24 protein-coding genes and 3 tRNA genes are annotated in these 26,834 nt (G+C 62.1%); 16 read left to right on the top strand and 11 right to left on the bottom strand.

What is annotated here, in order from left to right:
- Positions 1-60: 60 nt before the first annotated feature.
- Positions 61-720 carry a 2-C-methyl-D-erythritol 4-phosphate cytidylyltransferase gene (gene ispD, locus ACYQ47_RS28655; RefSeq protein ID WP_284507717.1) on the top strand — a complete coding sequence of 220 codons (660 nt, stop codon included), beginning with the start codon at positions 61-63 and terminating at the stop codon, positions 718-720.
- Positions 721-758: 38 nt separating this feature from the next.
- Positions 759-1,250: a 2-C-methyl-D-erythritol 2,4-cyclodiphosphate synthase gene (gene ispF / locus ACYQ47_RS28660; RefSeq protein ID WP_244827936.1), complete on the top strand. Its 492-nt coding sequence runs from the start codon at positions 759-761 to the stop codon at positions 1,248-1,250.
- Between the two features lie 33 nt (positions 1,251-1,283).
- Here the strand turns inward: ispF and ACYQ47_RS28665 are convergent, their stop codons facing one another.
- From ACYQ47_RS28665 to ompR, 4 genes are all read right to left on the bottom strand, one after another.
- The gene (locus tag ACYQ47_RS28665) at positions 1,284-1,808 is read right to left on the bottom strand and encodes a carboxymuconolactone decarboxylase family protein (protein ID WP_244827935.1); all 525 of its coding nucleotides are present in this window, start codon (positions 1,806-1,808) and stop codon (positions 1,284-1,286) included.
- Between the two features lie 107 nt (positions 1,809-1,915).
- Positions 1,916-2,464 carry a peroxiredoxin gene (locus ACYQ47_RS28670; protein ID WP_244827934.1) on the bottom strand — a complete coding sequence of 183 codons (549 nt, stop codon included), beginning with the start codon at positions 2,462-2,464 and terminating at the stop codon, positions 1,916-1,918.
- Positions 2,465-2,657: 193 nt separating this feature from the next.
- Positions 2,658-4,022 carry an ATP-binding protein gene (locus ACYQ47_RS28675; RefSeq protein ID WP_244827933.1) on the bottom strand — a complete coding sequence of 455 codons (1,365 nt, stop codon included), beginning with the start codon at positions 4,020-4,022 and terminating at the stop codon, positions 2,658-2,660.
- Positions 4,023-4,088: 66 nt separating this feature from the next.
- Positions 4,089-4,814 (bottom strand): osmolarity response regulator transcription factor OmpR, encoded by a 726-nt coding sequence (gene ompR / locus ACYQ47_RS28680; protein ID WP_008349770.1) that lies wholly within the window; start codon positions 4,812-4,814, stop codon positions 4,089-4,091.
- 270 nt (positions 4,815-5,084) lie between these two features.
- Between ompR and ACYQ47_RS28685 the strand changes: the two genes are divergently transcribed.
- Both ACYQ47_RS28685 and ACYQ47_RS28690 read left to right on the top strand, forming a co-directional pair.
- Positions 5,085-5,444 carry a hypothetical protein gene (locus tag ACYQ47_RS28685; protein ID WP_250492362.1) on the top strand — a complete coding sequence of 120 codons (360 nt, stop codon included), beginning with the start codon at positions 5,085-5,087 and terminating at the stop codon, positions 5,442-5,444.
- Between the two features lie 12 nt (positions 5,445-5,456).
- Positions 5,457-6,446 (top strand): DUF1501 domain-containing protein, encoded by a 990-nt coding sequence (locus ACYQ47_RS28690; protein ID WP_459908073.1) that lies wholly within the window; start codon positions 5,457-5,459, stop codon positions 6,444-6,446.
- A 269-nt stretch (positions 6,447-6,715) separates the two neighbouring features.
- On the opposite strand, the gene ACYQ47_RS28695 is transcribed toward ACYQ47_RS28690, so the two are convergent.
- A complete protein-coding gene (locus tag ACYQ47_RS28695) occupies positions 6,716-7,546 on the bottom strand; it encodes a squalene/phytoene synthase family protein (RefSeq protein ID WP_459908075.1) in 831 nt (276 codons plus the stop codon).
- Positions 7,547-7,785: 239 nt separating this feature from the next.
- Between ACYQ47_RS28695 and ACYQ47_RS28700 the strand changes: the two genes are divergently transcribed.
- Positions 7,786-8,172: a hypothetical protein gene (locus tag ACYQ47_RS28700; RefSeq protein ID WP_250464820.1), complete on the top strand. Its 387-nt coding sequence runs from the start codon at positions 7,786-7,788 to the stop codon at positions 8,170-8,172.
- Between the two features lie 379 nt (positions 8,173-8,551).
- A tRNA-Leu gene (locus ACYQ47_RS28705) sits at positions 8,552-8,638 on the top strand.
- A 66-nt stretch (positions 8,639-8,704) separates the two neighbouring features.
- On the opposite strand, the gene ACYQ47_RS28710 is transcribed toward ACYQ47_RS28705, so the two are convergent.
- Positions 8,705-9,859 carry a glycerate kinase gene (locus ACYQ47_RS28710; protein ID WP_459908077.1) on the bottom strand — a complete coding sequence of 385 codons (1,155 nt, stop codon included), beginning with the start codon at positions 9,857-9,859 and terminating at the stop codon, positions 8,705-8,707.
- 556 nt (positions 9,860-10,415) lie between these two features.
- Here ACYQ47_RS28710 and tig point away from each other — a divergent pair.
- The 8 genes from tig (at position 10,416) to ACYQ47_RS28750 (ending at position 19,662) form a co-directional block, all read left to right on the top strand.
- Positions 10,416-11,762: a trigger factor gene (gene tig, locus ACYQ47_RS28715; protein WP_250509030.1), complete on the top strand. Its 1,347-nt coding sequence runs from the start codon at positions 10,416-10,418 to the stop codon at positions 11,760-11,762.
- A 139-nt stretch (positions 11,763-11,901) separates the two neighbouring features.
- Positions 11,902-12,555 carry an ATP-dependent Clp endopeptidase proteolytic subunit ClpP gene (gene clpP / locus ACYQ47_RS28720; RefSeq protein ID WP_244827926.1) on the top strand — a complete coding sequence of 218 codons (654 nt, stop codon included), beginning with the start codon at positions 11,902-11,904 and terminating at the stop codon, positions 12,553-12,555.
- Positions 12,556-12,735: 180 nt separating this feature from the next.
- Positions 12,736-14,007, top strand: a complete 1,272-nt coding sequence (gene clpX / locus ACYQ47_RS28725) for an ATP-dependent Clp protease ATP-binding subunit ClpX (RefSeq protein WP_244827925.1) — start codon at positions 12,736-12,738, stop codon at positions 14,005-14,007.
- A gap of 186 nt (positions 14,008-14,193) precedes the next feature.
- Positions 14,194-16,614, top strand: coding sequence for an endopeptidase La (lon, locus tag ACYQ47_RS28730; RefSeq protein WP_459908080.1), 2,421 nt, complete (start codon positions 14,194-14,196; stop codon positions 16,612-16,614).
- Positions 16,615-16,732: 118 nt separating this feature from the next.
- Complete coding sequence (locus ACYQ47_RS28735; protein ID WP_310395843.1) at positions 16,733-17,146, top strand: HU family DNA-binding protein; 414 nt, start codon at positions 16,733-16,735, stop codon at positions 17,144-17,146.
- Positions 17,147-17,230: 84 nt separating this feature from the next.
- Positions 17,231-17,306 (top strand) — tRNA-Val (locus ACYQ47_RS28740).
- A gap of 39 nt (positions 17,307-17,345) precedes the next feature.
- A tRNA-Asp gene (locus tag ACYQ47_RS28745) sits at positions 17,346-17,422 on the top strand.
- Between the two features lie 314 nt (positions 17,423-17,736).
- Positions 17,737-19,662 (top strand): SurA N-terminal domain-containing protein, encoded by a 1,926-nt coding sequence (locus ACYQ47_RS28750; protein ID WP_244827922.1) that lies wholly within the window; start codon positions 17,737-17,739, stop codon positions 19,660-19,662.
- Between the two features lie 94 nt (positions 19,663-19,756).
- On the opposite strand, the gene ACYQ47_RS28755 is transcribed toward ACYQ47_RS28750, so the two are convergent.
- Positions 19,757-20,098, bottom strand: a complete 342-nt coding sequence (locus tag ACYQ47_RS28755) for a hypothetical protein (RefSeq protein ID WP_244827921.1) — start codon at positions 20,096-20,098, stop codon at positions 19,757-19,759.
- Between the two features lie 126 nt (positions 20,099-20,224).
- Positions 20,225-20,884 carry an arylesterase gene (locus ACYQ47_RS28760; protein WP_370652113.1) on the bottom strand — a complete coding sequence of 220 codons (660 nt, stop codon included), beginning with the start codon at positions 20,882-20,884 and terminating at the stop codon, positions 20,225-20,227.
- Here ACYQ47_RS28760 and ACYQ47_RS28765 point away from each other — a divergent pair.
- Complete coding sequence (locus ACYQ47_RS28765) at positions 20,883-21,584, top strand: ABC transporter ATP-binding protein (protein ID WP_244827920.1); 702 nt, start codon at positions 20,883-20,885, stop codon at positions 21,582-21,584. The two genes, ACYQ47_RS28760 and ACYQ47_RS28765, sit on opposite strands and share 2 nt — an antisense overlap.
- Positions 21,585-21,629: 45 nt before the next feature.
- On the opposite strand, the gene pgi is transcribed toward ACYQ47_RS28765, so the two are convergent.
- The 3 genes from pgi to ACYQ47_RS28780 all read right to left on the bottom strand — a co-directional run bounded on the left by pgi (position 21,630) and on the right by ACYQ47_RS28780 (position 26,496).
- Positions 21,630-23,252 (bottom strand): glucose-6-phosphate isomerase, encoded by a 1,623-nt coding sequence (gene pgi / locus ACYQ47_RS28770; protein WP_459908086.1) that lies wholly within the window; start codon positions 23,250-23,252, stop codon positions 21,630-21,632.
- Positions 23,253-23,446: 194 nt separating this feature from the next.
- The gene (locus ACYQ47_RS28775; RefSeq protein ID WP_459908088.1) at positions 23,447-25,015 is read right to left on the bottom strand and encodes an NAD(P)H-hydrate dehydratase; all 1,569 of its coding nucleotides are present in this window, start codon (positions 25,013-25,015) and stop codon (positions 23,447-23,449) included.
- A 191-nt stretch (positions 25,016-25,206) separates the two neighbouring features.
- Positions 25,207-26,496 carry an FAD-dependent oxidoreductase gene (locus ACYQ47_RS28780; protein ID WP_244827917.1) on the bottom strand — a complete coding sequence of 430 codons (1,290 nt, stop codon included), beginning with the start codon at positions 26,494-26,496 and terminating at the stop codon, positions 25,207-25,209.
- Here ACYQ47_RS28780 and ACYQ47_RS28785 point away from each other — a divergent pair.
- A complete protein-coding gene (locus tag ACYQ47_RS28785; RefSeq protein WP_244827916.1) occupies positions 26,495-26,635 on the top strand; it encodes a hypothetical protein in 141 nt (46 codons plus the stop codon). The genes ACYQ47_RS28780 and ACYQ47_RS28785 overlap by 2 nt on opposite strands.
- The last annotated feature ends 199 nt before the right edge of the window (positions 26,636-26,834 follow it).

A 26,834-nucleotide genomic window follows, 5' to 3' on the forward strand; every position in this document is an offset into this window, starting at 1 on the left:
ACCTCGCGCCTGTTCGCGCTGATTCCGTGCGCCGGCAACGGCAGCCGCTCCGGCGCACCCATGCCGAAGCAGTATCAGACCGTCGCGGGCCGCCCGATGCTTGGTTACACGTTATCCGCCTTCGACGCGTGTTCCGAATTCTCGCAGACCCTCGTCGTACTTGCTCCCGACGATCATCATTTCGATGCGCGCCGCTTTGCCGGCCTGCGCTTCGCGGTGCAGCGCTGCGGCGGGGCTTCACGACAGGCATCGGTGTATAACGGTCTCGTCGCGCTGGCCGATTTCGGCGCACGCGACGACGACTGGGTGCTCGTCCACGACGCCGCGCGTCCCGGCATCACGCCGGAACTGATTCGCAAGCTCGTCGGCGCCCTGCGTCACGACGCCGTGGGCGGCATTCTCGCATTGCCGGTCGCGGATACGCTGAAACGGGTCGCACCGAGCATGCCCGATGCAGCGGATGACCACCCGCGTGTCGCCCGCACGGAATCGCGCGACGGGCTCTGGCAGGCGCAAACGCCGCAGATGTTCCGCCTCGGCATGTTGCGCGAAGCGATCGAACGTGCGCGTCACGACGGTCACGATCTCACGGACGAAGCGAGCGCAATCGAATGGCTCGGCCATTCGCCGCGATTAGTTCAGGGCAGCCTGCGCAACTTCAAGGTGACCTATCCGGAAGACTTCGCGCTCGCGGGCGCGATGCTCGCCACGAAGGCCTGACGGCTCCGACACACACTTTCTACAGCAAGGTTGCATCGATGGATTTCAGAATCGGACAGGGATACGACGTACATCAACTCGTCGAGGGCCGCCCGCTCATCATTGGCGGCGTGACGATTCCCTACGAACGCGGCCTGCTCGGCCATTCGGACGCGGACGTGCTGCTGCACGCCATCACCGACGCGCTCTTCGGCGCGGCATCGCTCGGCGATATCGGCCGGCACTTTCCGGATACCGCGACGGAATTCGCCGGCGCCGACAGCCGCGTGCTGCTGCGCGAAGCGTTCAAGCGCGTGTCGGAAGCGGGTTTCGCCATCGCCAATATCGACAGCACGATCATCGCGCAGGCGCCGAAGCTCGCGCCGCACATCGAGGCGATGCGCGCGAATATCGCGGAAGACCTGGACTTGGCCGTCGATCGCGTCAACGTGAAAGCGAAGACCAACGAAAAGCTCGGCTATCTCGGCCGCAAGGAAGGTATCGAGGCGCAGGCCGCGGTGCTGTTGCGGCGCACGTCGATCGATAGTTGAAATCGAACGCCACGCGCGCGTGGCGTCAAGGGCTTACTTCGCCTCGGCCTCGATGGCGAGCGCCACCGCGTTGATCACGGCCGCGATGCGCCCGACATCGCGCAACTGGGTCGTCGACATGCCTTCGGTGACGAGATTCTGGTAGTGCGACTTCACGCAGAAGTGACACTTGCCGATGATCGACGCCGCGAGCGCGTACATCTCGAAGCGCCGCTTGTCGACGCCGCCGTGCGATGCATACGCGTTCATGCGCAGTCCAGCCGGCTGCGTCTTGAGATCGGCGTTGTCGGCCATCTCCAGGTACGGATACCAGACGTTGTTCATGCCCATCAGCGCGGACGCCGTGAGCGCGGCATTGACTTCTTCCGGCGCCATGACACCCGACTCGCGGATGATATTCACGATCTTCGTCGCCTTCGCGGCATACGCGGCGGCGAGTGCGACGCCGACCGCGTCGTTGCCTTCCAGCGACGAACGGGCGATCGTCCCGTCGACATTCAGGCGAATGTCTTTCGCGTAGTCCGGCACCAGCTCCTTGATCGATGACAGGAATTCCATGCGTTCTCCTTATTCGATGGCGTCAATAAAGCCCGCCGGCTTCCAAGCGGGCGCTCGAAAGAGGGCGGGCTACGGGCGTTGCCTCAGGCGCTTAAAGGCTCGTGCGATCAGAGCGTCGAGCCGCCGACCGCGCGATTGCACGGGCAGAGTTCGTCCGTTTGCAGGCCGTCGAGAATACGCAGCACTTCTTCTGGATTGCGGCCGACGTTCAGGTTATTGACCGAGACGTGCTGAATGACGTTGTCGGGATCGACGATGAATGTCGCGCGCAGCGCCACGCCGGCTTCCTTGTCGCGCACGCCGAGCTGGTCGATGAGTTCGCCCTTCACGTCGCCGAACGAGTAGTGGTTTAGCTTGTTCAGGTCCTTGTGCTCACGACGCCATGCGAGCTTGACAAACTCGTTGTCGACGCTGCCGCCGAGCAAAATGGCGTCGCGGTCTTCGAAGTCCTTTGCCAGCTTGCCGAACTCGACGATTTCAGTCGGGCAGACGAACGTGAAGTCCTTCGGGTAGAAGTAGATGATTTTCCACTTGCCCGGAAACGACTGCTCGGTGATTTCTTCGAATGCCGACTGGCCGTTTTCTTCGTGGTGATTGAAACCCGGCTTGGCAGCGGTGACGGTGAATGCTTCGACTTTATCGCCAACGGTCTTCATGCAGTGACTCCTGTGTTCGTTGAAAGGACAAACGCAAAATGAGGCTACTGAATCTTCGTAACGCGGACATGAAAACAATCGTCATGCCATCGCGCTGCACAAATCCATATTAAGCGTATCACTAAATCGAAGCAATAGTATTTGACTATAACTTCAAATAGTTTTTGACGAATTTCCAGGAAACGCGGGAGTGTCAGACGCCGTCGAAACGTGCGCCTTTCATCACCGGGAAATCGATGGTGACTTCGAAGCCCGCAAGCGGCGTGCGATTGCGCAGGCGCAACGTGCCGCGCTGACGCGAGACGAGCCGCTGCACGATCGCCATGCCCAAACCCGTGCCGTTCGCCTGCGTGCGCGCGGCGTCGACACGATAGAAGGGCCGTGTGATGAGCGCGACCTGATCGTCGGGGATGCCGCGGCCTTCGTCCATCACCGAGAGTTCGACCTTGCCATGTGTGACGCGCGTAAGCACGGTGATCCGCGCGATGTCGTCCTGCTCGCTGCGCCCGTACTTGCGCGCGTTTTCGAGCAGATTGCCGACCACGCGGCGCGCATCCGTCGGGTCGCCTTCGATCACCGCGCCGGGCGCGAGGTCGGTGCGCATCACGACGCCTTCGTCGGCCTGGAAGCGCGCGACGAGTTCGCTCGCGATCATCGAGAGATCGACGGCCTCGGGCATGCGCTGCATCGGCCGCGCGTAGTCGAGGAAGCGCCCGATGATCATGTCCATCTGTTCGATGTCGTCGATCATCGCGAGCTTGGTGGCTTCGTCCGAGGGGCTCATTTCGGTTTCGAGCCGCAAACGCGCGAGCGGCGTGCGCAGATCGTGCGAAATGCCCGCGAGCATCAGCGCGCGGTCCGCTTCGAGCTGTTCGAGGTCTTGCACCATCTGGTTGAAGCTTCGATTGGTTTCCGCGGCGACGCCCATGCCGCGCTCCGGCAAGGGCTCGGGCGATTGTCCCGAACCGACCTTGCGCGCGGCGAGCGCCAGTCGCGCGAACGGCCGGTTCACGAGACTCGTGATGAACGCCGCGCCGAAGAGCGACAGCGCGAGCGCGAAAACCCCCCAGCCGGCCCATTGCAGACCGGTGACGGTATCCAGTTGATCGCGGTCGAGCGCAACCCAATAGTCGTCGTCGTCGATCTTGAAGCTGATCCACACGCCGGGAATCTCGTTCACGGATTGCGCGATGATCGTGTCGTTGCCAAGGCGTCCGCGCACGTCGCGCTCGATCAGACGGTTGAGCGATTCATCCGGCTGCAGGCGGTATTTGTCGGTGGTCTCACGCGGATACACGCGCACGCCTTCGTTGCTCTCCAGATCCTGCAGGAGCGCGCGACGAAGATCGGGATCGGAATAGAGCAGGGCCGTGCGCGTGAGCTTGACCACGGCGACGAGCTGAAGCGCCACGCGCTGCGCGCGCGGCTCCCGCTCGATCACTCGAAAGCTCTGGAACCATGCCGTGAGACTGACCGCGATGAGCAGCGCGATCAGCGCGAAGGTTCGCCAGAACAGGCCGCCGAACGCAAGCGCCAGTAGCCGCCTGTCGATGCGCATGGGTCTATCGGGTTCGGCTCGATGGAGGAAAAAAAGCGTGGCGGACTCGCGTCAAAGCATGAGGCATCAGGCCGCGCCGTCGGGAATGAACACGTAGCCCAGGCCCCACACCGTTTGGATGAAACGCGGGCTGCTCGGGTCCGGCTCGATCAGCTTGCGCAGGCGGGAAATCTGTACGTCGAGACTGCGGTCGAACACTTCGTATTCACGGCCGCGCGCGAGTTCCATCAGCTTTTCGCGCGAGAGCGGCTGACGCGGATGCCGTGCAAACACCTTCAGCACCGAGAATTCGCCCGTGGTCAGCGGAATTTCCTGGCCGTTCTTGGTAAGCGTGCGCGTGGCGAGATTCAGCGCGAATTCACCGAACTCGAATACCTCGGTGGTTTCGGACGGCGCGCCCGGCAACTCCGACGGCGTCTGGCGGCGCAGCACCGCGTGAATGCGCGCGACGAGTTCGCGCGGATTGAACGGCTTCGGCAAGTAGTCGTCCGCGCCCATTTCCAGACCGACGATGCGGTCCACGTCCTCGCCCTTCGCCGTCAACATGATTATCGGCGTGCGGTCGTTGCTTCCGCGCAGCCGGCGGCAGATGGAAAGACCGTCTTCGCCGGGCAGCATGAGGTCGAGCACGAGCAGATCGAAGCGCTCGCGCACCCAGAGTTTGTTCATCGACGGCGCGTTTTCCGCGACATACACGTTGAAGCCTTGCTCGCCCAGATAACGGCGCAGCAAATCGCGCAGGCGCGGGTCGTCGTCGACGACGAGAATTTTGGATGGGTTCTTGGTTTCCATGGCGGCATCTTAGCGCGTTTGTTCAATCGTCGAGTTTGTAACAAAAGCGAGTGTAACAGTCCGTTACAAAATTTACGGCGACTGTGGCACGCCCAAAAGGTTCTATGCGTACACTCCCTTACCTAAGCCCGCCATTCGGTAGATACTCCATTAGACCAGCGCGTCATTTGGCCGGACCAAGCCTTTTGAGACGTGCGCTAAAAGAATGAGGCTGTCCGGTTGTCGAGCAACGAAGGGAAAAACATGTTGGGAGCGCGGCAACGCGGACCCGTGCGCGTCGAGCGCATCTTCAAACTAACGCTTCTCGCCAGCGCGCTCTGCGCCATCCTGAGCACGCACCATGTTTTCGCCCAGACGCCGGGCTTCGCGCGTCCCTCAACCGCTTTCGACACCACGTCCGACACCCGGCCGAATCGCTTCGACGGCCGTATGATTCGCGCGCAGCAGCGCTCGTCCAAGAACGGCAATTTTCCCGACCGCGACACCAAAGCCGCCACGATGCAGCCTGTTCAGCAGGTCGATCAGGCACCGCCCGCGCGTCCTCCGCGCCATACCGTCATGACCGCCGATGAGCGGCGCCTCTTGCGTCAACATATCGAAGAGGCCGTCCGCGATCTCTACAAGCGTTGAGCGCGAGCCGCGATGAACCGACGCCGCTTCATGCAGATCGCCGGCGCGCTTGCAGGTGGCGCGAGCGCGGACGGATTCGCCACGGCGCGTGCGCGACGTTCGATCAAGACGTTCGTGCTCGTCGAACTCAGCGGCGGCAATGACGGCCTCAACACGGTTATCCCGCTCAACGATGATCGCTATCGCGCGCTCAGGCCGACGCTTGCGATCCCGCGCGAGCATGTCTTGCATCTTGATGAGCAAACCGGGCTGCATCCTTCCTTGCTCGCGTTGATGCCGGCTTGGGAAGCGCGCGAATTGGCCATCGTCCAGGGCGTGGGGTATGCGAGCTCCAGCCGCTCGCATTTTCGCTCCCGCGAAATCTGGGATACGGCTTCGAGCGCCGCCCAATATCGCCGTGATGGCTGGCTTGCGCGTTCGGACGCAACGCGTGCGAGCGTCGTTGGCACGGCGGAGGCGGGGCCTTTCGCAAATGCCAGCCGCGCGGTCGAATGGATCGGGCAGGCACGCGCGTCGTTTGCCGCTTCATGCGATGCGGCGTCGCGTTTCATCGTCGGGCGCGCTGAACGTGACAAGGTCGCGCTCGTGCGTCTTACGCTACCGGGGTTCGATACGCATGAGCATCAGGCGGCCAAGCACGCGCGTGTGTTGGCGCAGCTTGCGGACGGGCTCGCTTCGTTGCGACGCGCGTTGATCGCGTCGGGCGACTGGCGCAGCACGCTTGTGATGAGTCATTCGGAGTTCGGGCGCTCCGCTCGTGAAAACGATGCACGAGGCACCGATCATGGCGCGGCCGCACCGCAGTTTGTGTTGGGTGGAGGCGTGAGCGGCGGGCTGTATGGGGCAGCGCCGCGTTTGGATGACTTGGACGTCGATGGCGGCGTGAGCGTCAGCATCGACTTCAGGCGGGTTTATGCGACGGTTCTGAGCGCGTGCGCGGAGCTCGAATCGGTGGCGAGCCTGGGGCCGTCTTCGGACGCGCTGCCATTGATTCGGGCGTAGATGTTATTGCTTCGTTCTAGTGGTCTTACGTTTCCGGCTCGCGCCATTGAAGAGCCGCCGCTCACGCGTTCGACCCGATCGCTAGCCGCATTGGGCCTGCTGCGCAAGCGCTGCGGTTTATTCGCGTGCATTGGCCGTTTGCAGACACGATTGGCGGAAGCGGTATTCACGAGCGCCTTCGAATCGCGGTGAGGGCGTTAGCCCGTTGCGCCCCGCGTCCAATCGACGCGCCGAAGAATCAACAGCAATGAAAGGCGCTGTCCACGCACCTATCGCGTCCGCCAGGTAATCCAGAGCTTCCGAATTGGCGTTAGCGCTATCCGCTGATGCAGCACCTGAAAACCCTCGCGCTCGATCTCGTCGAGCAGCGCAAGCGACAGCGCCGCCTGCGAGCGCAAAACACGTTGCGATGAACGCTCGGCCGGCGGTATTTCGGCAAGCGCATCTTCGAGCGCACGTCGGGCGCGTTCGGTCTGGAAGCGCATCAGTTCCGTGAAGCTATCGCTGTATTCGCGATTGATGATGTCCGCCGCCGTCACGCCGAAGCGCTGCAGTTCGTCGATAGGGACGTAGATGCGTCCATGTCGCGCGTCGTCGCCGATCTCCTGCACGCGCTCGGCCAGCAACAGCGCCGAACCGAGCGGCGCCGCCCACGACGCGGCCAGCGCCGGATCGCGCGCGGTCGCACGCGCGACCGCCGTTCCGAACGCGCCGCCAGTCTGCTCCAGATAGCGACGCAGTCCTGGCCAGTCCAGATAGCGCGCCTGATCGAGATCCATGCCGAAGCCATCGATCAGCGCGCGGCCGGCATCTTCGAGCACGGGTTGCGCCGCGGACGGCGCGTGCGCCAGCAAGGCTTTCGTCACGGGATGCGTGGGTTCACCGGCATCGAGCTTGCCTAGTTCGTTTTGCCACCACGCGTGCTTGGTCCGCCCGATGGTCGGGTCGCTCGTTTCCTTCACGGTCTCTTCGAGTTCGCGCCGCAACGCGTAGAGCGCGCTCAAAAGCGGCTGACGCGCCGTGGGCGCGCGACGGAGCGCGTAGTAAGTGCCCGAGCCTTCGGGCGCGGCTTTTTGCTGGCAATAATCGTCGAAATTCACGAACTGAGCTTGTGGGGTAGGCCAAGTGCGGCGGGGCGTCCGGCTTTGATTTGTTCTGACGCATGAACGTGACGCGACGCCTATTTTATCCGCCCGCGAAAGGCTCCGCTGCCAGGCGCGGCGAACGTCTTCCCGATGCACGGTGATCGACGCGGATGTGCGCCGACCCACCGACGCCGTTTTCGCGCCGCGCAACACTGGACGCTCGTGAACGAACCGCGCGCGCACCGGAGGCTGCCATGGCCCTCAGCAAGACCGAGAACAAGCAGTTTGGAGACAGATGCCTGCCGTTTCTCCTGAGAAGCGTGGCAAGCGATTTCGGCTTCGATTTTCGAGTGTGTCCGCGTCAGATGCACGTCTCGCCGACCATGGGACTGCACATCACGGCCAACCGCGCCAGCGATGCAAAGCTGTCTTATCCGCTGAACGTTTTCGTGTTCCTGCCGCCATCTAGCGTGCGGCAGTTTCTGTCGCATATCGACAGGCCGATTGCGGCAGCGCAAGCAAGCGAAAGGATGCCTGACGAGATCAGGAAGCTGATGGGGCAATCGGGTATCGATTTCGCCGGACGCTCGCAGGCCAAAGGCGAAGTGGTCATGGTGGAGTTGGGCGGCGTGTCCGTCTGACGATGCACGCTGCGGCTTCTCGCACTCGATCGCGCGCCGCAATTTGACGAGCCGCGCCGGAGTAGACGCTTTGAGCCGTGAACAGATGCGTGAGCCCTGAATCGTTCGCTGTCGGGTGGCTCACAACAGACGCGACTATCCTCGAACCTGGCAACAATCGACGTCGAGGATTCCTGAAGATTCAATGCCTTCCCTGAGCCGAAATCACGCCCCTAGAAAGCTGTCACGGATTTTCCCAGACATCACCAGACGAATGCGTTAGAATCTTGGGCTCGACACAGTGGACCGGTGTCGAACACGGCGAAACAGCGCCGGGCGCTTTGCGGCGCCACGCAACCAAGGTTGTGCGGCAAAACGAAACCCCGCTCGAAGTCGTGCTGCGAGGATGGCGAAATTGGTAGACGCACCAGGTTTAGGTCCTGACGCCAGCAATGGTGTGCGGGTTCGAGTCCCGCTCCTCGCACCAAACAAACCCCTTTGTTTCTTAAAGGGGTTTTTTGTTGGCGCTTGCCATTTCGCAAGCACCGACCCTTCACTTCGCTCCAAACCTCAACCGCGTCAACTGCTCCGCTTCGTTCGCCAGCAAGCGCGCGGCGTCGCGAATCGCGACATCGAGCGTGATCGGGCCGGGCGCGGGCGAAAAGCATCCGCTGAAAAACTCCGACAGACGCGGCAGCGCCGCCGAATCCACCGCGCCCGACAAAAGCGTCGCCGGCACGCCTGCGTCCCGCGCGTGCTTGCAGGCGATGAACGGCGCCTTGCCGTGCAGCGTCTGCACGTCCGACCGGCCTTCGCCGGTGATGAGCCAGTCAGCGCCCTCGAGTGCCGCATCCAGTCCGATCTCGCGCGCAACCACTTCGGCGCCGGTTTCGAAGCGCGCGCCCAGCATATGCAGCGCGAAACCCAGACCACCCGCCGCGCCCGCGCCCGGCTCGTCGCGCTTGACGATTCCCATCGCCGGTTCGAGTTGATCCGCGAAATGCGCGAGGGCGGCATCGATGGTCGCCACTTGCTCCGGCGTCACCCCCTTCTGCGGACCGAAGATCGCGGTCGCGCCGTGCTCGCCGGTGAGCGGATTATCGACGTCCGACATGCCGATGAACTCCGCTTCATTCACGCGCGAATCAAGCCCCGACGCATCGATACGCGCGATCTTCGCCAACGCCGACGGCACCGGCTCGAGTTCGCGCCCGTTCGCATCGAAAAGCTTCAAGCCGAGCCCGACGAGCAGACCCGCGCCGCCGTCGTTCGTGCTGCTGCCGCCCAGCGCAACGTAGAACGTGCGCGCGCCCGAATCGAGCAGGGCGCGAATCGCCTCGCCCATGCCAAGCGTGCTGCGCTCCGTGACGGGCGTCGCCATGCCGTCCGGGTCCGTGATGCCGACTACTTCGGCCGTCTCGATGATCGCGCCGCCATCCGCCAGCAATCCGGTCGCCGCGTCGCGCCGGGCCGAAGCCGCGCCGCGCACGTTGAGCAGACGTCGTTCGCCGCCTGCGGAGAGCATGGCGTCGAGCGTGCCTTCGCCGCCATCGGCCATTGGATGAGTGCGTATTTCGGCATCCGGACGCGCGCGCAAAATGCCCTCTGCAATGGCGTTGGCAACGCCCTCGGCGGAAAGCGAACCCTTGAACGAATCGGGCGCGATGACGACGACAGGGGCAGACGTGGCAGACGTGACGTTAGGCATGGTGTCTCGAATATTTTCTGTGTGAGTGGACGTTGAAAAGCCGAAGCGAAGCCCGATGTATGCGCATTGCATCGCGCGTCGCCATGCGTATGGCGCATGCGCTTCATGCGTTGCGGTAATCGAGCGTGCAACGCAACGCGCGCTCCTTTCGCTTCTCGTGATCACGCGCCGGCAAGCTTATCAGCGCTCCGCCCGCAGCAAAATAGCGAAGGTGCGATAACCGCCATCGCAGTGTCGCGCCGATGGACTCAAAATGTGTATTTCGAGCGGAATTGCGCTGAAAAACCGTGCAAATCGCTCGAAACGGGCCAAGCGGGTTTCGTGGTCAGAGGCCGCGCGATTTGTTTGCTAGAATACTTGGCTCTGCCGGCTGACTCGGCGTTGGCGAACATCTGGCGGTCGCGAGATGCGCTCCCTTGTCTCGACATGGCGGCGCGTTTTCGAAGCCCGACATCGCACCCGGCGCGGCTCATGCAGAACTCATCCGGACCCGCGCAACCAGAACCGCGGAAGAACCGAACACCGAACACCCGAATACTCTAGGACGATTGAAGCCATGGCTAACGTAGTTGAAAACCTCGGCAAGCTCGAACGCCGCGTCACCATCTCGCTGCCGAAAGACACCGTGCAGAAGGAAGTGGACTCGCGCATCCGCCAGTTGGCCAAGACCGTGCGCATGCCGGGCTTCCGCCCGGGCAAGGTGCCGCTCAAGATGGTCACGCAGCAATACGGCGGTCAGGTCGAAGCCGAAGTGCTGAGCGACAAGGTCGGCAAGGAATTCTTCGACGTCACGCGCACCGAAAACCTGCGCGTCGCGGGCCAGCCGAGCTTTGCGCCGAAGGTCGAAGCCGCTGCGGAAGACTACGCATTCGACGCCACTTTCGAGGTGTACCCCGAAGTGAAGCTCGGCGACGTTGCCACCGCTGAAATCGAACGCACCGTCACGACCATTTCCGAAGCCGAAGTCGACCGTACGCTCGACATCCTTCGCAAGCAGCGCGTGCACTTCCACGCGCGCGGCGAAGGCGGCGAGCATGGCGACGGCGGCGCGGACACGGCGGCCAAGGAAGGCGACCGCGTCACGCTGGACTTCATCGGCAAGCTCGACGGCGTGCCGTTCGAAGGTGGCAGCGCGGAAGACTTCGCGTTCGTCTTGGGCGAAGGCCGCATGTTGCCGGAATTCGAACAAGCAGCGACCGGCCTGAAGGTCGGCGAAACGCGCGAGTTCGACCTTACGTTCCCCGAGGACTATCACGGCAAGGACGTCGCCGGCAAGACCGCGCAGTTCGCCGTCACCGTGAAAAAGATCGAGTGGCCGCATCTGCCGGAAATCGACGCGGAATTCGCGAAGTCGCTCGGTATCGAAGACGGCGATCTCACGAAAATGCGCGGCGAGATCAAGGACAACCTCGAGCGCGAAGCAAAGCGCCGCACGCAGCAGATCGTGAAGAATCAGGTCATGGACGCGTTGCTCAAGATTTCCGAACTCGACGTGCCGAAGGCGCTGATCGAACAGGACCAGGAACGTCTCGTCGAAATGGCGCGCCAGGATCTGCAACAACGTGGCGTGCCGAACGCTGCCGACGCACCGATCCCCGCCGAAATGTTCGCTGAACAAGCCGAGCGTCGCGTGAAGCTGGGCCTCGTGCTGGCAGAACTGGTGAAGGCCAACGAACTGCAGGCCAAGCCCGAGCAGATCCGCGCGGAAGTGGACGAATTCGCCAAGAGCTACGAAGACCCGAAGGAAGTCGTCCGCTGGTATTATTCGAATCAGCAGCGCCTCTCCGAAATGGAAGCGTACGTCGTTGAAAGCAACGTCGTCGATTTCGTTCTCGGCAAGGCCAAGGTGACCGACAAGGAAGTCAGCTTCGAGGAACTGGCCAGCGCAACGGCGCAAGCCTGACGCGTAGAGCCCGGGGGCGTGCGGGTCGTCGGACTGACGGCCCTCACGCCTTTTTTGCATTAAAGTTTGTGCGTACGCATGCCGTTCTACCGGATGCTCCTTCGTCGATCAGTATCCCTATTCCGAACAAGGAAATTGCATGACCTTTCGCGCTGAATTGCTCGACACACTGGCGTCCCACGCATCGCGGGACTTCGAAGCCCAGGCGCTCGGCCTCGTTCCGATGGTCGTGGAAACCAGCGGCCGCGGCGAGCGTGCCTATGACATCTATTCGCGCCTCCTGAAAGAGCGCGTGGTGTTTCTCGTCGGCGAAGTCAATGATCAGTCGGCGAATCTTGTCGTCGCGCAGTTGCTGTTTCTCGAGAGCGAAAATCCGGACAAGGACATCAGCCTCTACATCAATAGCCCGGGCGGTTCGGTTTCAGCCGGCATGGCAATCTACGATACGATGCAATTCGTCAAACCCGACGTCACCACGCTTTGCATGGGGCTCGCCGCAAGCATGGGCGCGTTCCTGCTGGCGTCGGGCGCAAAGGGCAAACGCGTCGCGTTGCCGAATGCGCGCGTGATGATTCACCAGCCGCTGGGTGGCGCGCGTGGTCAGGCGTCGGACATCGAAATTCAAGCGCGGGAAATCCTGTACTTGAAGGAGCGTCTGAACCAATTGCTGTCGCATCACACGGGTCAGCCGGTCGAGCGCATTGCACGCGACACCGACCGCGACAACTTCATGTCGGGCGATGACGCGCAAGCGTACGGCATCGTTGACCAGGTTTTGCATAAGCGTCCTTAAGGCGTCCGGAACGACGCCGCGCCGGCTTTCACGAAACACGAAGCCGGCTGTTGCGAGTGGCGCATGCGGCGTCACGCGAAACGCGCCAAAACGCGCTTCGGACGGGCCACACAGGCGAAACTGCGTGGCCGGATCGAAGGGCGTATCATGTAACAAGAGTGTCCGGAGGCTCACACATTTATGGCGGACAAAAAAGGTTCCAGCAGCGAAAAGTTGCTGTATTGCTCGTTTTGCGGCAAGAGCCAGCATGAGGTGAAGAAGCTCATCGCTGGGCCGTCCGTGTTCATCTGCGATGAATGCATCGACTTGTGCAACGAGATCATTCGCGACGAAGCGGCCGGCGCGGCAGAAGAGGCCGGGCTGACCAAGTCCGACCTGCCGAGCCCGCAGGAAATCAGCGACATCCTCAACCAGTACGTCATCGGCCAGGAACGCGCGAAGAAAATTCTCGCCGTGGCCGTGTACAACCACTACAAGCGTCTCAAGCACCTCGACAAGAAAGACGAGATCGAGCTGTCGAAGAGCAACATCTTGCTGATCGGGCCGACCGGCTCCGGCAAGACGCTGCTCGCGCAGACGCTCGCACGCATGCTGAACGTGCCGTTCGTCATTGCCGACGCCACCACGCTGACCGAAGCCGGTTATGTCGGTGAAGACGTCGAAAACATCATCCAGAAGCTGCTGCAGAACTGCAATTACGAAGTCGACAAGGCGCAGCGCGGAATTGTTTATATCGACGAAATCGACAAGATCAGCCGCAAGTCGGATAACCCGTCCATCACGCGCGACGTGTCGGGCGAGGGCGTCCAGCAGGCGCTGCTGAAACTTGTCGAAGGCACGATGGCTTCGGTGCCGCCGCAAGGCGGGCGCAAGCACCCGAACCAGGACTTCATTCAGGTCGACACGACCAACATCCTGTTCGTTTGCGGCGGCGCGTTCGACGGGCTCGAGAAAGTCATTACCGATCGTACGGAAAAAACCGGCATTGGCTTTGGCGCGAGCGTGAAAAGCAAGCAGGATCGCGATGCCGGCGAAGTACTGCGGGATGTGGAACCGGAAGATCTGATCAAGTTCGGTCTTATTCCCGAACTGATCGGCCGTCTGCCGGTTGTGGCCACGCTCGGCAAGCTTGACGAAGCCGCGCTCGTGAAGATTCTGATCGAGCCGAAAAATGCGCTGGTAAAGCAATATCACAAGCTCTTTGCCATGGAACGTGTGGAACTGGAGATTCGTCCGGCGGCACTGCAGGCCATCGCGCAAAAAGCCATTCGTCGCAAGACGGGTGCGCGCGGGTTGCGTTCGATCTTGGAACAAGCGTTGCTCGATGTCATGTACGAGCTGCCGACCATGAAGGGCGTTTCGAAGGTGATCGTCGACGACAACACGATCGACGGCGACGGCAAGCCGTTGCTCATCTACGAAGACGCACCGAAAGTAGCAGGGTCGAACTGAAGCAGGCTGTGTCCCGGCGAGAGGCCGTTCATGGCAACGTGAACGGCCTTTGTTTATTTTTTCGGTTTATTGTGGACGTTACTGACCAGGTCGTCGACTAACGACTTTTCCCTTCCGATAAAGGCTTGCAATAGCTCTTAACGGCCTTACTTACGAACGAACCGATTCCATTAATGGGGAAATGAAATGTCAGGAACCCAACTCCTCCCGCAGGAACGCATCACGTTGCCGCTGCTCCCGCTGCGCGACGTAGTCGTTTTCCCGCATATGGTGATTCCGCTCTTCGTCGGGCGGCCCAAGTCGATCAAGGCGCTCGAAGCCGCGATGGAAGGTGGCAAGCACATCATGCTCGTCGCCCAGAAAACGGCGGCGAAGGACGAGCCGACCGAAAAGGACATGTACGAAGTAGGGTGTGTCGCCAACATCCTGCAAATGCTCAAGCTGCCGGACGGTACCGTGAAGGTGCTCGTCGAAGGCTTGCAGCGCGCAAAGACGCTGTCCATCGAAGAACAGGAAACGCAGTTTTCCTGCGATGTGATGCCGCTCGAACCCGACCACGCCGACAGCGCCGAGACTGAAGCGCTGCGTCGCGCGATCGTGTCGCAGTTCGATCAGTACGTGAAGCTCAACAAGAAGATTCCGCCCGAGATCCTGACGTCGCTGTCGGGCATCGACGAAGCGGGTCGTCTCGCGGACACCATCGCCGCGCATTTGCCGCTCAAGCTCGATCAAAAGCAGCACATCCTCGAGATGTTCCCTGTGATCGAACGCCTCGAGCATTTGCTCGCACAACTCGAAGCTGAAATCGACATCCTCCAGGTCGAGAAGCGTATCCGTGGCCGCGTGAAGCGCCAGATGGAGAAGAGCCAGCGCGAGTATTACCTGAACGAACAGGTCAAGGCCATCCAGAAGGAATTGGGCGAAGGCGAAGAGGGTGCGGATCTCGAAGAACTCGAGAAGCGCATCACGGCCGCGCGCATGCCGAAGGAAGCCAAGAAGAAGGCGGACGCCGAGCTCAAGAAGCTCAAGCTCATGTCGCCGATGTCGGCGGAAGCCACTGTCGTGCGCAATTACATCGACACGCTTATTGGTTTGCCGTGGCGCAAGAAGAGCAAGGTCAACAACGACCTGACCAATGCCGAGCGCGTGCTCGACGAAGACCACTTCGGTCTGGAAAAAGTCAAGGAACGCATTCTCGAATATCTCGCGGTTCAACAGCGCGTGGAGAAAGTGAAGGCGCCGATTCTGTGCCTCGTCGGGCCTCCGGGCGTCGGCAAGACGTCGCTTGGGCAGTCCATCGCTCGTGCGACGAATCGCAAGTTCGTACGCATGGCGCTTGGCGGCGTGCATGACGAGTCCGAGATTCGCGGGCACCGTCGCACGTATATCGGTTCCATGCCCGGCAAGATTCTGCAAAGCCTGACCAAGGTCGGCGTGCGCAATCCGCTCTTCTTGCTCGACGAAGTCGACAAGATGGGGATGGATTTCCGCGGCGATCCTGCATCGGCGTTGCTCGAAGTGCTGGACCCGGAACAGAACCATACGTTCGCGGACCATTACATCGAAGTGGACTTCGACCTGTCGGACGTGATGTTCGTCGCGACGTCGAACTCGCTCAATATCCCGCCGCCGCTGCTCGACCGGATGGAAGTCATCCGCCTTTCGGGTTACACGGAAGACGAAAAGGTCAGCATTGCGCAGCGTTATCTGTTGCCGAAGCAAAAGCGCAATAACGGCCTGAAGGACGGCGAGATCGAAGTGGCGGAACAAGCCATCCGCGACATCATTCGCTACTACACGCGTGAAGCGGGCGTGCGTTCGCTCGAACGTGAAGTGTCGAAGATCTGCCGCAAGGTCGTGAAGATGCTGTTGCTGAAGAAGGCCGAAGGCGCGGTGAAGGTCGATGGCACGAACATCGACACCTTCCTCGGCGTGCGCAAGTACGACTTCGGTCTGGCCGCGAAGGAAAACCAGATCGGTCAGGTGACGGGTCTTGCGTGGACGGAAGTCGGCGGCGATTTGCTGACGATCGAAGCGGCGGTCATGCCCGGCAAGGGTGGCGTGATCCGCACGGGTTCGCTCGGCGACGTGATGAAGGAATCCGTCGAAGCGGCGCGCTCGGTGGTGCGTTCGCGTTCGCGTCGTCTCGGTGTGTCGGACGAGGCATTCGAGAAGAAGGACATCCACATTCACGTGCCCGAAGGTGCGACGCCGAAGGACGGTCCGTCCGCCGGTATCGCCATGACGACGGCGCTGGTCTCGGTGCTGACCGGTATTCCGGTTCGTGCGGATGTCGCGATGACGGGCGAAATCACGCTGCGCGGCGAAGTGCTGCCTATCGGCGGGTTGAAGGAGAAGCTGCTGGCGGCGCATCGCGGCGGCATCAAGCTCGTGCTGATCCCTGAAGAAAACACCAAGGATCTGGCCGACATTCCGGACAACGTGAAGAATGCCATCGAGATCATTCCGGTTCGCTGGATCGATCGCGTATTGGAACTGGCGCTCGAACGCGCGCCGGCACCGTTGCCGGAAGAAGAAGCCAAGCCGCCAGTGGCCGCTGAAGCGAAGAAAGATGGTACGGCTGTCGGGGAGTTCGTGAAGCACTGAGCACGCTTCATTGACGCTGCCGCACTTACGGCCCAAGTCGTAAAAAAGACCCCGCAGGTTCACGCTTGCGGGGTCTTTTTGTTTGCGTCGACGAATTCGAGCAGTCCTTCCAAAGCAGATGAAATCAGGCGCAACCCTCGTTGACACTCCCGTTTCGGCTGCGTTTAATGGCCGCGCATCGAATCGAAAAATCGATGCTGCTCGTTTCGATACGAAACGACATCGCCTACATCGTGCCATTACAGATTCGGGGATCACAATGAACAAGACTGACCTGATCGACCATATCGCGGAGCAAGCCGATCTTTCAAAGGCGGCAGCGGGGCGTGCACTCGAAGCCGTGATCGGCGGCGTGAGCGCGACCTTGAAGAAGGGTGGAACGGTGACGCTCGTGGGGTTCGGAACCTTTGCCGTGGGCAAGCGCGTGGCGCGTACGGGACGCAATCCGCGCACGGGCGCGGCCATCAAGATCAAGGCGGCCAAGGTGCCGAAATTTCGGCCTGGCAAAGCGCTGAAGGATGCGCTAAACTAGCGGACTGGCTGGATACGGCAACTCTTACATGAGCTGCTGGTCAGCGCGGAGTAGCAAATAGCAGCAACGCTTGAATCGCGGAACGGGTGCTTAGCTCAGTTGGTAGAGCGGCGCCCTTACAAGGCGTAGGTCGGGAGTTCGAGCCTCTCAGCACCCACCAGTTTCCGGTTCACAGCAGTTTGGGTTGAGCATCAACCAAGGAGCGGTAGTTCAGTTGGTTAGAATACCGGCCTGTCACGCCGGGGGTCGCGGGTTCGAGTCCCGTCCGCTCCGCCAGGATCGACTGAAAGAGTCCCGCAAGTCACAAGCTTGCGGGACTTTCTCTTTTCCGCTTCTTGATTAAGATTCCGAAGCAATTTCCAGCGTCGACGCGTCTCGTGCATCGCCAAATTTGCAGGCATTGCGCTAATGCCGCCGAATCTTCCGCATGAACGGTTAAGCCTTTGAGTACGAAGGATTTTCCGCTTCCTGGTACATAGATGGACCACCAAACGCGGCTCCCACCGGAAGCCTTACACCCCGACTTGTCGCCTTTTCCCCTCGCGCTGTTGTAATATCGAGCGTTTTGTTCTAACCACGCAGCGCTACGCATGCTCGACTTCTTCCGTAATCACCAGCGCCTGATGATGGCCCTGCTGATCCTGATCATCGTGCCGGGTCTCGGCATTGTCGGGATTCAGGGCTTCAGCAACTTTTTCGACGAAAGCGCTTACGTCGCCAGCGTGAACGGTCACAAGATCACGCGCCCCGAATTCGATAACGCCTTCCGCCAGCAGGTGGATCGCGCGCGCTCCATGCTGGGCGCTCAGTTCGACGCCCGCATGTTCGACACGCCCGAAGCGCGCGCCGCCATGGTCGACAGTCTCGTGCAACAGCGCGCGCTGTCGGACGAGACGCAACGCCTGCATCTGACAGCATCCGACGACGCCGTGCGTCGCGCGCTGCTGTCCGATCCGATCGTCGCGTCGCTGCGCAAGCCCGACGGCTCCGTCGACATCGAGCGTTACAAGGAAATGCTCGCCATGCAGGGCATGACGCCCGCGCAGTACGACGAGCGCATGCGCTACACAATCGCAAATCAGCAAATCCCGGCAAGCATTCAGGAGTCTTCGTTCACCTCGAAGTCGCTCGCGCAGAGCTTGACCGAATTGTCCGAGCAGCGTCGCGCGGTGCAGGGCATGTCGCTGCGCGCGGCGGATTACGCCGCGAAAGTTCAACCCACCGACGCGCAACTGCATTCGTACTACGACGCGCATCGCAATGACTTTGCCACGCCCGAGACCGCGACCATTCAGTACCTCGTGCTGTCGCCGTCCACGCTCGCGGCGGCATCGAAGCCGAGCGACGCCGATCTCAAGAAGTTCTACGACGACAACATCCAGCGCTACCGCACGGAAGGTCAGGTGCGCGCGAGTCACATCCTTGTGAACGCGCCGAAGGACGCCAGCGCGGCCGACAAGGCGAAGGCGAAGCAGAAGGCCGAACAACTGCTCGCGCAAGTGAAGGCGCATCCCGATCAGTTCGCGCAAGTAGCGGAGAAGAATTCGGAAGATCCGGGCTCGGCGTCGAAGGGCGGTGACCTCGGTTACTTCGCGCGCGGTCAGATCGCGGGCGGCAAGGCTTTCGACGACGCCGCGTTCAACCTGAAAAAGGGCGAAGTGAGCGATATCGTCGAGTCGGACTTCGGTTACCACATCATTCAGGCAACGGACGTCAAGCCGTCGGTTACGCAGTCGTTCGACGAAGTGAAGGAAGCGCTCGCGAAGGACTACGCCGCGCAACAGGGCAGCAAGGGCTTTGCAGAAGCAGCGCAAGGCTTCACCGACACCGTCTACGAACAGGCGAAGTCGCTGCAGCCCGCGGCCGACAAATACAAGCTCACGGTTCAGACCGCTACGGTCGGTCCGAAGCCCAACACGCAATTGCCGCAGGACAATCCGCTCAACAATGCGAAGTTTCTGGCGGCCGTGTTCTCACCGGACTCGGTGAAAGATCACAACAACACCCAAGCCGTCGATGCAGGCAACAACACGCTGATCGCCGCGCGCGTGACCGACTACAAGGCTTCGACCGTTCCCGCGTTCGACGCCGTGAAGGACGCGGTACGCACGAAGGTCGTCGCGCAAGACGCAGCTGCGATGGCGCTCAAGGAAGGCCAGACGAAGCTTGCCGATCTGCAGAAATCGAAGTCGACCGATGGCTTTACGTCACCGATCATCGTCTCGCGCAACGACGCGCAGGGCTTGCCGCCTGCCGCGTTGAGCGCGATCTTCAAGGCGGATGCCTCGAAGTTGCCCGCGTACGTCGGCGTCGATCTCGGCACGGACGGCTATGCGATCTATCGCGTCAACGGTATCGAGAAAGCCAACGCGGTGGCCGCGGATCGTCTCGCCGGCGCGCAGCAGCAGATCGCGCAGGTCTATGCTCAAGCCGAGATGGAAGCGTATATCGACTCGTTGAAGGCGCGCTCGAAGGTCAAGCTGAGTCAGGCGCCGGTGCCCGCGGCCAATCAATAAGAAGCAGTAAAACGTCAGTCGCACAAAAAAGCCCCGTGTCCGAAAGGACGCGGGGCTTTTTCATTGCTGCCCGATGTAACCAGCAACAGTGTCCTTACAGGCAAGCCTGAATGTCGCCCGTCGCCTGGCTGCCAGCGGCACCCGATGCGCGGAAACCCACCCACGAGCCCGGACCGGACCACTTCGGACGCACCACGGCAGCCGCGCCATTCGGCGGCTGCTGACCCGGCACATAGACATCGACGGCCTGATCGTTGGCAAGCGTATCTTGCGACACGACTTGCTGTTGCGTCTTGTCAGCCCATGCATGCGAGACGCATTCGGCGACCGCCTTGACCGGCTTGTCGCTCATGCCGACTTGCTGCACGCCTGCGGGCGGTTGAGCGGCACATGCCGAAATCGCGATGGTCAATGCAACCAGAGGGAAGTATTTCACGTGACCTCCTTGTAGAGCGCTCTCTTGCGAGCGGGGTTATAAGAGTTACGCGAAAGTCTCAGATAACTGAATCTTGGCCGTGTTCCGCGTTTGTTGGAAAAGCTGTCGCGGCTGGCGTCTTCGTTGTTACGACGCACTTGCGCCCAGCAAGGGTTTCAAACTTGGCCAGACGTTTTCCAATAGCAATGGCTGGGCCTGCACCGTCGGATGAATCTGGTCCGACTGGAACATCGTCGGCTTGTTTTCGATCCCGGCAAGCAGGAAAGGGACGAGCGCCACGTTCTTGTCCTTGGCGATGCGTTCATAGATGGCGTGGAACTTTTGCGAATAGTCGGGGCCGTAATTGGGCGGAACGTACATGCCGATGAGTAAAACCTTCGCATGCGCCGCCTGCGATGCCTCGACTATTCCACGCAGATTCGTCTCGGTGGTGGCAAGCGGCACGCCGCGCAAGGCATCGTTCGCGCCGAGTTCCACGACTACCACCGCCGGCTTGATACGCGTGAGCACGGCGGTCAATCGCGCGCGTCCGCCGCTCGTGGTGTCGCCGCTGATGCTCGAATTGGCGACGCTATAATCGAGACGCTCTTTCGCAAGCCTTTGGCGCAGCAGGTTGACCCAGCCGGTATCGCGAGGCAAGCCGTATTCGGCGGAAAGGCTGTCGCCAAGCACGACGATTGCAGGCTTGTTCGTCGCTGCGTCTTGTGCATGCAGCGCGGAACTTGCCGCAAGCATTGTCAAGGCGACGCAAGCACGCGCGCTCCAGTTCTTTTTCAGGGTGTCCATGCAAAACAATATCGAGCCGGTCATCGAAGTTCGGGGTTTAAGCAAGCGGGTGAAGGACGCAACGGGCGAGCTCACGATACTCGATCAGATCGATCTGTCCATCGCGAAGGGCAGCAGCGTGGCGATCGTCGGGGCATCGGGCTCGGGCAAGTCGACACTGCTCGGCCTGCTCGCGGGTTTGGACAGCGCGAGTGCGGGCTCGGTTCGTTTATTGGGCAAGGAGCTTTCCACGCTCGATGAAGACCAGCGCGCCGCGCTCAGAAGCGGCGCGGTCGGTTTCGTGTTCCAGTCGTTCCAGTTGATGCCGCATCTCACCGCGCTCGAGAACGTCATGCTGCCGCTCGAACTGCGCGCGGAGTTGCCGCACGATCAGATTGCCGCGCGCGCGCGCTCGCTGCTCGATCAGGTCGGTCTCGCGCAACGCACGGCGCATTATCCCAAGCTGCTGTCCGGTGGCGAACAGCAACGCGTGGCGTTGGCGCGCGCCTTCGTCACGCATCCGGCGGTGCTGTTCGCCGATGAACCCACCGGCAGCCTCGACGCCGCCACGGGCTATGCCATCATCGATCTCATGTTCGCGATGAACGAACGCAACGGCGCGACGCTCGTGCTCGTCACGCACGACGTCGAACTCGCCGAACGTTGCGATGCCACCGTGACGATCGAAGCAGGGCGGCTCGTCAATGGCCTGAGCGTATAAAAAAGCCCGCATCGGCCGATGCGGGCTTAACGACGCAACCAGCCGTCAATACTTCAGAGCCTTGCGCGCGCGCTCGATCAACGCGGAGGTCGAGGCATCGTGCTTCTTCGGATCGGCGCTCGCGGCGGTGATATCCGCCTCGACCACCTTGCCGAGAATCTTGCCGAGTTCCACGCCCCACTGATCGAACGAGTTCACGTCCCACACCGCGCCCTGCACGAGCACCTTGTGTTCGTATAGCGCGATGAGCGCGCCGAGCGCCTCGGGCGTGAGCGCATCGAGAATGATGGTCGTGGTCGGCCGATTCCCCGGAAAGCTCAAATGCGTGGCAAGTTCTTCCTTGCCCGGGCCCGCGACCTTCTTCGCCTCTTCGAGCGTGCGGCCGAGCATCAGCGCTTCGCTTTGCGCGAAGCAGTTGGCGAGCAGCTTCGCATGGTGATCGACGAGCGGATGCTCAGGCGTGAGCACGGCGATGAAATCGATCGGGATGATGGTCGGCCCTTGATGCAGCATCTGGAAAAACGCGTGCTGGCCGTTCGTGCCGGGCTCGCCCCAGATCACGGCAGCGGTCGGGTAATCGACCATGCCGCCTGCCAGCGTCGCCGACTTGCCGTTGCTTTCCATCTCCAGTTGCTGAAGATACGAAGGCAGATAGTGCAGCGCCTGCGAATAAGGCGCGATCAGATCGCTCTGCGAGCCGAAAAAGTTGCGATACCAGATGCCGATCATGCCCATCAGCACGGGCAGATTCTTGTCGAGCGGCGCTTCGCGGAAGTGTTGATCCATCGCGTACGCGCCTTCCAGCAGCGCGTCGAAATTCTTCGGTCCGACCGAGATCACGATGGACAGGCCCACCGCCGACCACAGCGAATAGCGCCCGCCGACCCAGTCCCACATCTCGAAGACGTTTTCTTTCGCGATGCCGAACTTGACCACTTCCGCCGGGTTCGCCGAGACGCCGACGAAGTGCTTCGAAAGCTCGCTTTCCGGGCAGCCCTGCTTCAAGAACCAATCGCGCATGGAGTGCGCGTTGGTCATGGTTTCGAGCGTCGTGAAGGTCTTGGAGACGATGATCGCGAGCGTCTCTTCGGCATCGACTTGCTGGAGCACGTTCCAGAGATCGGCGCCATCGACATTGGAGACGAAATGCGTGTCGAGTTCTTTCGATGCCAGATGATGCAGCGCGTGCACGACCATCTTCGGCCCGAGGTCCGAGCCGCCGATGCCGATGTTCACCACATGGCGGATACGCTTGCCGGTATAGCCGGTCCACGAGCCGTCGCGGACCTTGTCGGCGAACGCGGCCATTTTCGCGCGCTCGGCGCGGACCTGTTCGGCGAAGGGCGCGTCGTCGGTTTGCACGCGCAGCGCCGTATGCAGCACCGCGCGATGTTCCGTGATATTGACGATATCGCCCGCGAACATGGCATCGCGGCGCTCGGTCACCTTCGCCTCTTCGGCGAGCTGGATGAGCAGCTTGAGCGTGGCGTCGGTGATGCGGTTCTTGGAGAAGTCGATGCTGATACCGCCGCCGTCGAACGTGAAGCGCTCGGCGCGCGTGGGCGCGGTGTCGTTTTGCGGCGCGAACCAGTCGCGCAGGCGCTCGCCGGAGATGGCATCGTAGTGCGATTGGAGCGCCGACCAGGCGGGTAGCGATTTGAGCGTCATAACGGTTCGATAGTCCTGAGTGACAAAGGAAACGTTCGTGCAAAGGCGGCTTGGCGGGTGGCGTCAGTCAGTTCGTGTACGCGACCAGCGGTGCCGCGGATGCTCGAATGTAAGAAGCAAGAGGCAGTATAGCGACGATGCATGAACGAATGCTTGCAAGGCGTCATCGCGGCGCCGTGCAAGCCTCGGACAAATCAGGCGCGCTGCTGTCGTTTATAGAAGCGCCGATTGATGAGACTGCGCACGGCAGGCGCAAGTTCGCCCGCCGTCAGTCCCGCAGGCCCGGTGCCTTCGCTCGCCAGATGCTCGGCGGCCTGCCCGTGAAAGTACACGCCTGCCAGCGCCGCCTCATACGCGGGCAACTTTTGGGCGAGCAATGCTCCGATCAATCCGCCGAGCACGTCGCCGGTGCCGCCGGTGGCGAGTCCTGCGTTTCCGGTCGGATTGATGGCGACGCGGCCATCCGGCGACGCGATGACCGTGCCCGAGCCTTTCAGCACGATGACCGCCGAGTAACGCGCTGCCAACCGACGCGCGGCCGCGATGCGGTCCGCCTGAACCGCCTTTGCATCGGTTTGCAAGAGCCGCGCGGCTTCTAGCGGATGCGGCGTGAGCACGCACGGATTGCCCTTGGCGCCGCGTCCCGCGACTTCTGCGGCGAGGGCGTCGTCCTTCGAGACGAGATTGAGCGCATCGGCGTCGAGCAGCTTGGCGGCGTCGAGCTTCAGGACATCGGCGAGCACTTTTCTCGCGCGGTCGCTCTTGCCCATGCCGCAGCCGATCGAAAGCGCGTCCATTTTTTCGAGCGCGAAGTCGTCGACGTGATGCAGCATCAGTTCGGGATGCGGCGGATCGTAGGACGGCGCACCTTCGCCTAGAAACGCCACGTTGACCTTGCCCGCGCCGCTGTAGAGCGCCATGCGCGCGGCGAGGATGGGCGCGCCGCACATGCCGGTATCGCCGCCAATCACGGCAAGCGTGCCGAATGTGCCCTTGTTGGTCGCGTTGTCGCGCAGCGGCATGTGGGCCGCGAAAAGGGCCGGCACGTTGAGCACGATGGAAGGCGCGGCGGGCGGCTCGATGTCGAGCGTGGCGACATGCAGCGTGCCGCACAGATCGCGGCCTTCCGCCGTGAAATGGCCCGGCTTCGCGCCGATGAACGTGATCGTCTCGTTCGCGCGCACGCTTGCACCGCCCGCGACGGGTGCGCCGGTGTCGCTGTCGAGACCGCTCGGGACGTCGAGCGCGAGCACGCGGCCGTGGTCGCGGCTGTCGGCATCGCGCGCGCTTTGCGACAGACGTGTCGCAATGCCGGCGAACACGCCGTCCAGCACCCGTGTCAGGCCGATGCCGAACATGCCGTCGACCAGCCAGCCGAATTCATCGAACGATGCGGGGACTTCGGTGTCGATCGTCACGCCTGCGGCACGCGCCGCTTCGAGCGCCCAGCGGGCGTCGTCGGGCTTGACCTCGACCGGCATGCAAACGCGCACCGTCACGCCCGCGCGGTGAAGCCGCTCGGCCATCACGAGCGCATCGCCGCCGTTGTTGCCGGGGCCGGCGACGATCCAGACGGGCTTCTTCGTATGAAAGTCGCGCGTATCGAGCAGAAGCTGTGCGGCGGCGGCGCCTGCGCGGGCCATCAGCGTGTGAGGCGGCAGCGCGGCGGCGGCGCGCGCTTCGAGCGAACGCAGCTCCGTGAGCGTCAGGAGCGCGAGGGCATCGTCGCGGGGCGTGAAGTAGGGCGGTCGGGGATCGGTCATGTCGACGATGATAGGCGTGCAGCGAACATTGCGCCGATTCGCACCGTTCGTGCCTGAAGCATGTGGCGATTCGGCTCGACCAGGATCGCAAGTTTCGTGAGTCGCTCAAAGACGCGCGCGGCTCGCACAAACCGAATGCCAGGCCGACGCAGCCACGAGCACCGCGGCACGCGAGCACGGACGCGCGCTCTTCAAAACCGCTCGATACTCAACGCCGCAAGCGTCTGTTCCGGAACCTCGGACGTCACATCGGACAGGAGGTCCGCCACCACCTTCGCCGACCCGCACGCGAGCCCCCAGCCCGCCGGACCATGCGCCGCGTTCACGAACACACGCGGATGCCGTGTCGCGCCGACTGCCGGCAGGCCATCGGCGGAAAAGAGCCGCAGGCCTTCCCACGGACGCGCGGCCGAGACGCGTCCCGCGCCCGGAATCCAGTCGTGCGTGCCCTGACCGAGCACGTCGAGGGCACGACGGGCGAGGCTCGCATCGAGCGGCTTGTCGGCCTTGGATGCGCTCTGGAATACGCCCGCGCCCGCCACGCGCAGACGCTGGTTCACACGTGTCATCGTGATGCGCTTCATCGAATCGACGACCGTCAGATGCGGCGCGCGCTCTTCGTACGCAATCGGCGCGGTGAGCGTATGCATGCGCAGCGGATAGAGCCACGGCGTGGACTTCCTGACGAGCGCGGGCGTCTCGGCTCCCGCCGCGACCACGACGGCGTCCGCCGTGATCAACTCGACATTTTCGTTGCGCTTGTTGCGGCTTGCGTCCGGATCGGCGAGTTCGACGGCCGCGCGCTTATCGTCCAGACGCAGCGCCGTCACCGTGCGATTCATGCGGAACTGCACGCCGCCGTCTTCGAGCACCTGCTTCAGTTGCTTGGTGAAGAGCGGACAATTGGCCGTGCGCTCCTCGGGCAGCAAAACGCCGCCTGCGAATTCGGGATATTCGGGCACCGAATGCTCCGCCGCGACGCATTCCTCAGGCGTCAGCACGCGATGCGGCACCTTGAACTGCCGCAACAGATCGATGGCCGGTTGCGCTTCCTCCAGCTCGCGCGCGTGACGAAACACGTGCAACATGCCGCGCCGCTGTTCGAATTCGAGTTGCAGTGCGCTCTCGATTTCCGCGACGGTACGGCGCGACAACGCGACGAGCGGTTCCAGCAACGCATATTGCGCCGCGAACGCGTCCGGCTCGCGCAGCATGGCGAGTTGTTTCAGAAAATCGCGCACGGCGCTATGAAAGCCGGTCTTCACGACCATGCCGTTTTGCTTCGCGCGGTTCGACGACATGAAGGTCGGTCCGAACCAGACATCGAGCGGAGAGGGCAGAAGCGCGCCGCCCTGGCCATAGGTGGCGCCTTGGGCGACCGTCGCGTAGCGCTCGACCACGCAGACGCGATGCCCGGCCGCATGCAACTGGTAAGCGGTGGCGATGCCGGCGATTCCTCCGCCGATAACGATGACATCCATGACTTTTTTGCCCGAAGGCGCGAACTTGCGCCGCACACCGCGCCGCAAGCTCGGGCGCGCCGCGCATGTCGACGATGAGACGGCGGGCGCGGCAGACTCGCCACACCCGAAGAAAGCGCGCCATGATAGCGCCAAATGAGCCGCGCCGGGACCATAGGTGCCAGATCGCAGCATGTCCGTCGCGAACGTTTCTGCACTGCGTACACTGCAGGATCGATTTCAGGATAAGCCATGCGTCACGTCCGCGGCGGGATGCGCACGCGCGACGGGCAATGGCGCCGGTCGGGCCGGCCGAATTTGAGACGCATCCAGGGTATAATCGCGGTCTTCCTTTCGCC

The organism is Caballeronia sp. HLA56 (genome assembly GCF_054655155.1).

Bases quoted from the DNA above. Each gene is read 5' to 3' on its own strand.
- tig (WP_250509030.1), top strand. From the start codon at position 10,416: ATGGCTAACGTAGTTGAAAACCTCGGCAAGCTCGAACGCCGCGTCACC.
- ACYQ47_RS28710 (WP_459908077.1), bottom strand. From the start codon at position 9,859: ATGCCTAACGTCACGTCTGCCACGTCTGCCCCTGTCGTCGTCATCGCG.
- ispF (WP_244827936.1), top strand. From the start codon at position 759: ATGGATTTCAGAATCGGACAGGGATACGACGTACATCAACTCGTCGAG.
- ACYQ47_RS28675 (WP_244827933.1), bottom strand. From the start codon at position 4,022: ATGCGCATCGACAGGCGGCTACTGGCGCTTGCGTTCGGCGGCCTGTTC.
- ACYQ47_RS28750 (WP_244827922.1), top strand. From the start codon at position 17,737: ATGCTCGACTTCTTCCGTAATCACCAGCGCCTGATGATGGCCCTGCTG.
- ACYQ47_RS28665 (WP_244827935.1), bottom strand. From the start codon at position 1,808: ATGGAATTCCTGTCATCGATCAAGGAGCTGGTGCCGGACTACGCGAAA.
- ompR (WP_008349770.1), bottom strand. From the start codon at position 4,814: ATGGAAACCAAGAACCCATCCAAAATTCTCGTCGTCGACGACGACCCG.
- ACYQ47_RS28775 (WP_459908088.1), bottom strand. From the start codon at position 25,015: ATGACCGATCCCCGACCGCCCTACTTCACGCCCCGCGACGATGCCCTC.
- ACYQ47_RS28780 (WP_244827917.1), bottom strand. From the start codon at position 26,496: ATGGATGTCATCGTTATCGGCGGAGGAATCGCCGGCATCGCCACCGCT.
- ACYQ47_RS28690 (WP_459908073.1), top strand. From the start codon at position 5,457: ATGAACCGACGCCGCTTCATGCAGATCGCCGGCGCGCTTGCAGGTGGC.
- clpX (WP_244827925.1), top strand. From the start codon at position 12,736: ATGGCGGACAAAAAAGGTTCCAGCAGCGAAAAGTTGCTGTATTGCTCG.
- ispD (WP_284507717.1), top strand. From the start codon at position 61: ATGCCGAAGCAGTATCAGACCGTCGCGGGCCGCCCGATGCTTGGTTAC.
- ACYQ47_RS28670 (WP_244827934.1), bottom strand. From the start codon at position 2,464: ATGAAGACCGTTGGCGATAAAGTCGAAGCATTCACCGTCACCGCTGCC.
- lon (WP_459908080.1), top strand. From the start codon at position 14,194: ATGTCAGGAACCCAACTCCTCCCGCAGGAACGCATCACGTTGCCGCTG.
- ACYQ47_RS28735 (WP_310395843.1), top strand. From the start codon at position 16,733: ATGAAATCAGGCGCAACCCTCGTTGACACTCCCGTTTCGGCTGCGTTT.
- ACYQ47_RS28765 (WP_244827920.1), top strand. From the start codon at position 20,883: ATGCAAAACAATATCGAGCCGGTCATCGAAGTTCGGGGTTTAAGCAAG.
- pgi (WP_459908086.1), bottom strand. From the start codon at position 23,252: ATGACGCTCAAATCGCTACCCGCCTGGTCGGCGCTCCAATCGCACTAC.
- ACYQ47_RS28785 (WP_244827916.1), top strand. From the start codon at position 26,495: ATGACTTTTTTGCCCGAAGGCGCGAACTTGCGCCGCACACCGCGCCGC.
- clpP (WP_244827926.1), top strand. From the start codon at position 11,902: ATGACCTTTCGCGCTGAATTGCTCGACACACTGGCGTCCCACGCATCG.
- ACYQ47_RS28700 (WP_250464820.1), top strand. From the start codon at position 7,786: ATGGCCCTCAGCAAGACCGAGAACAAGCAGTTTGGAGACAGATGCCTG.
- ACYQ47_RS28760 (WP_370652113.1), bottom strand. From the start codon at position 20,884: ATGGACACCCTGAAAAAGAACTGGAGCGCGCGTGCTTGCGTCGCCTTG.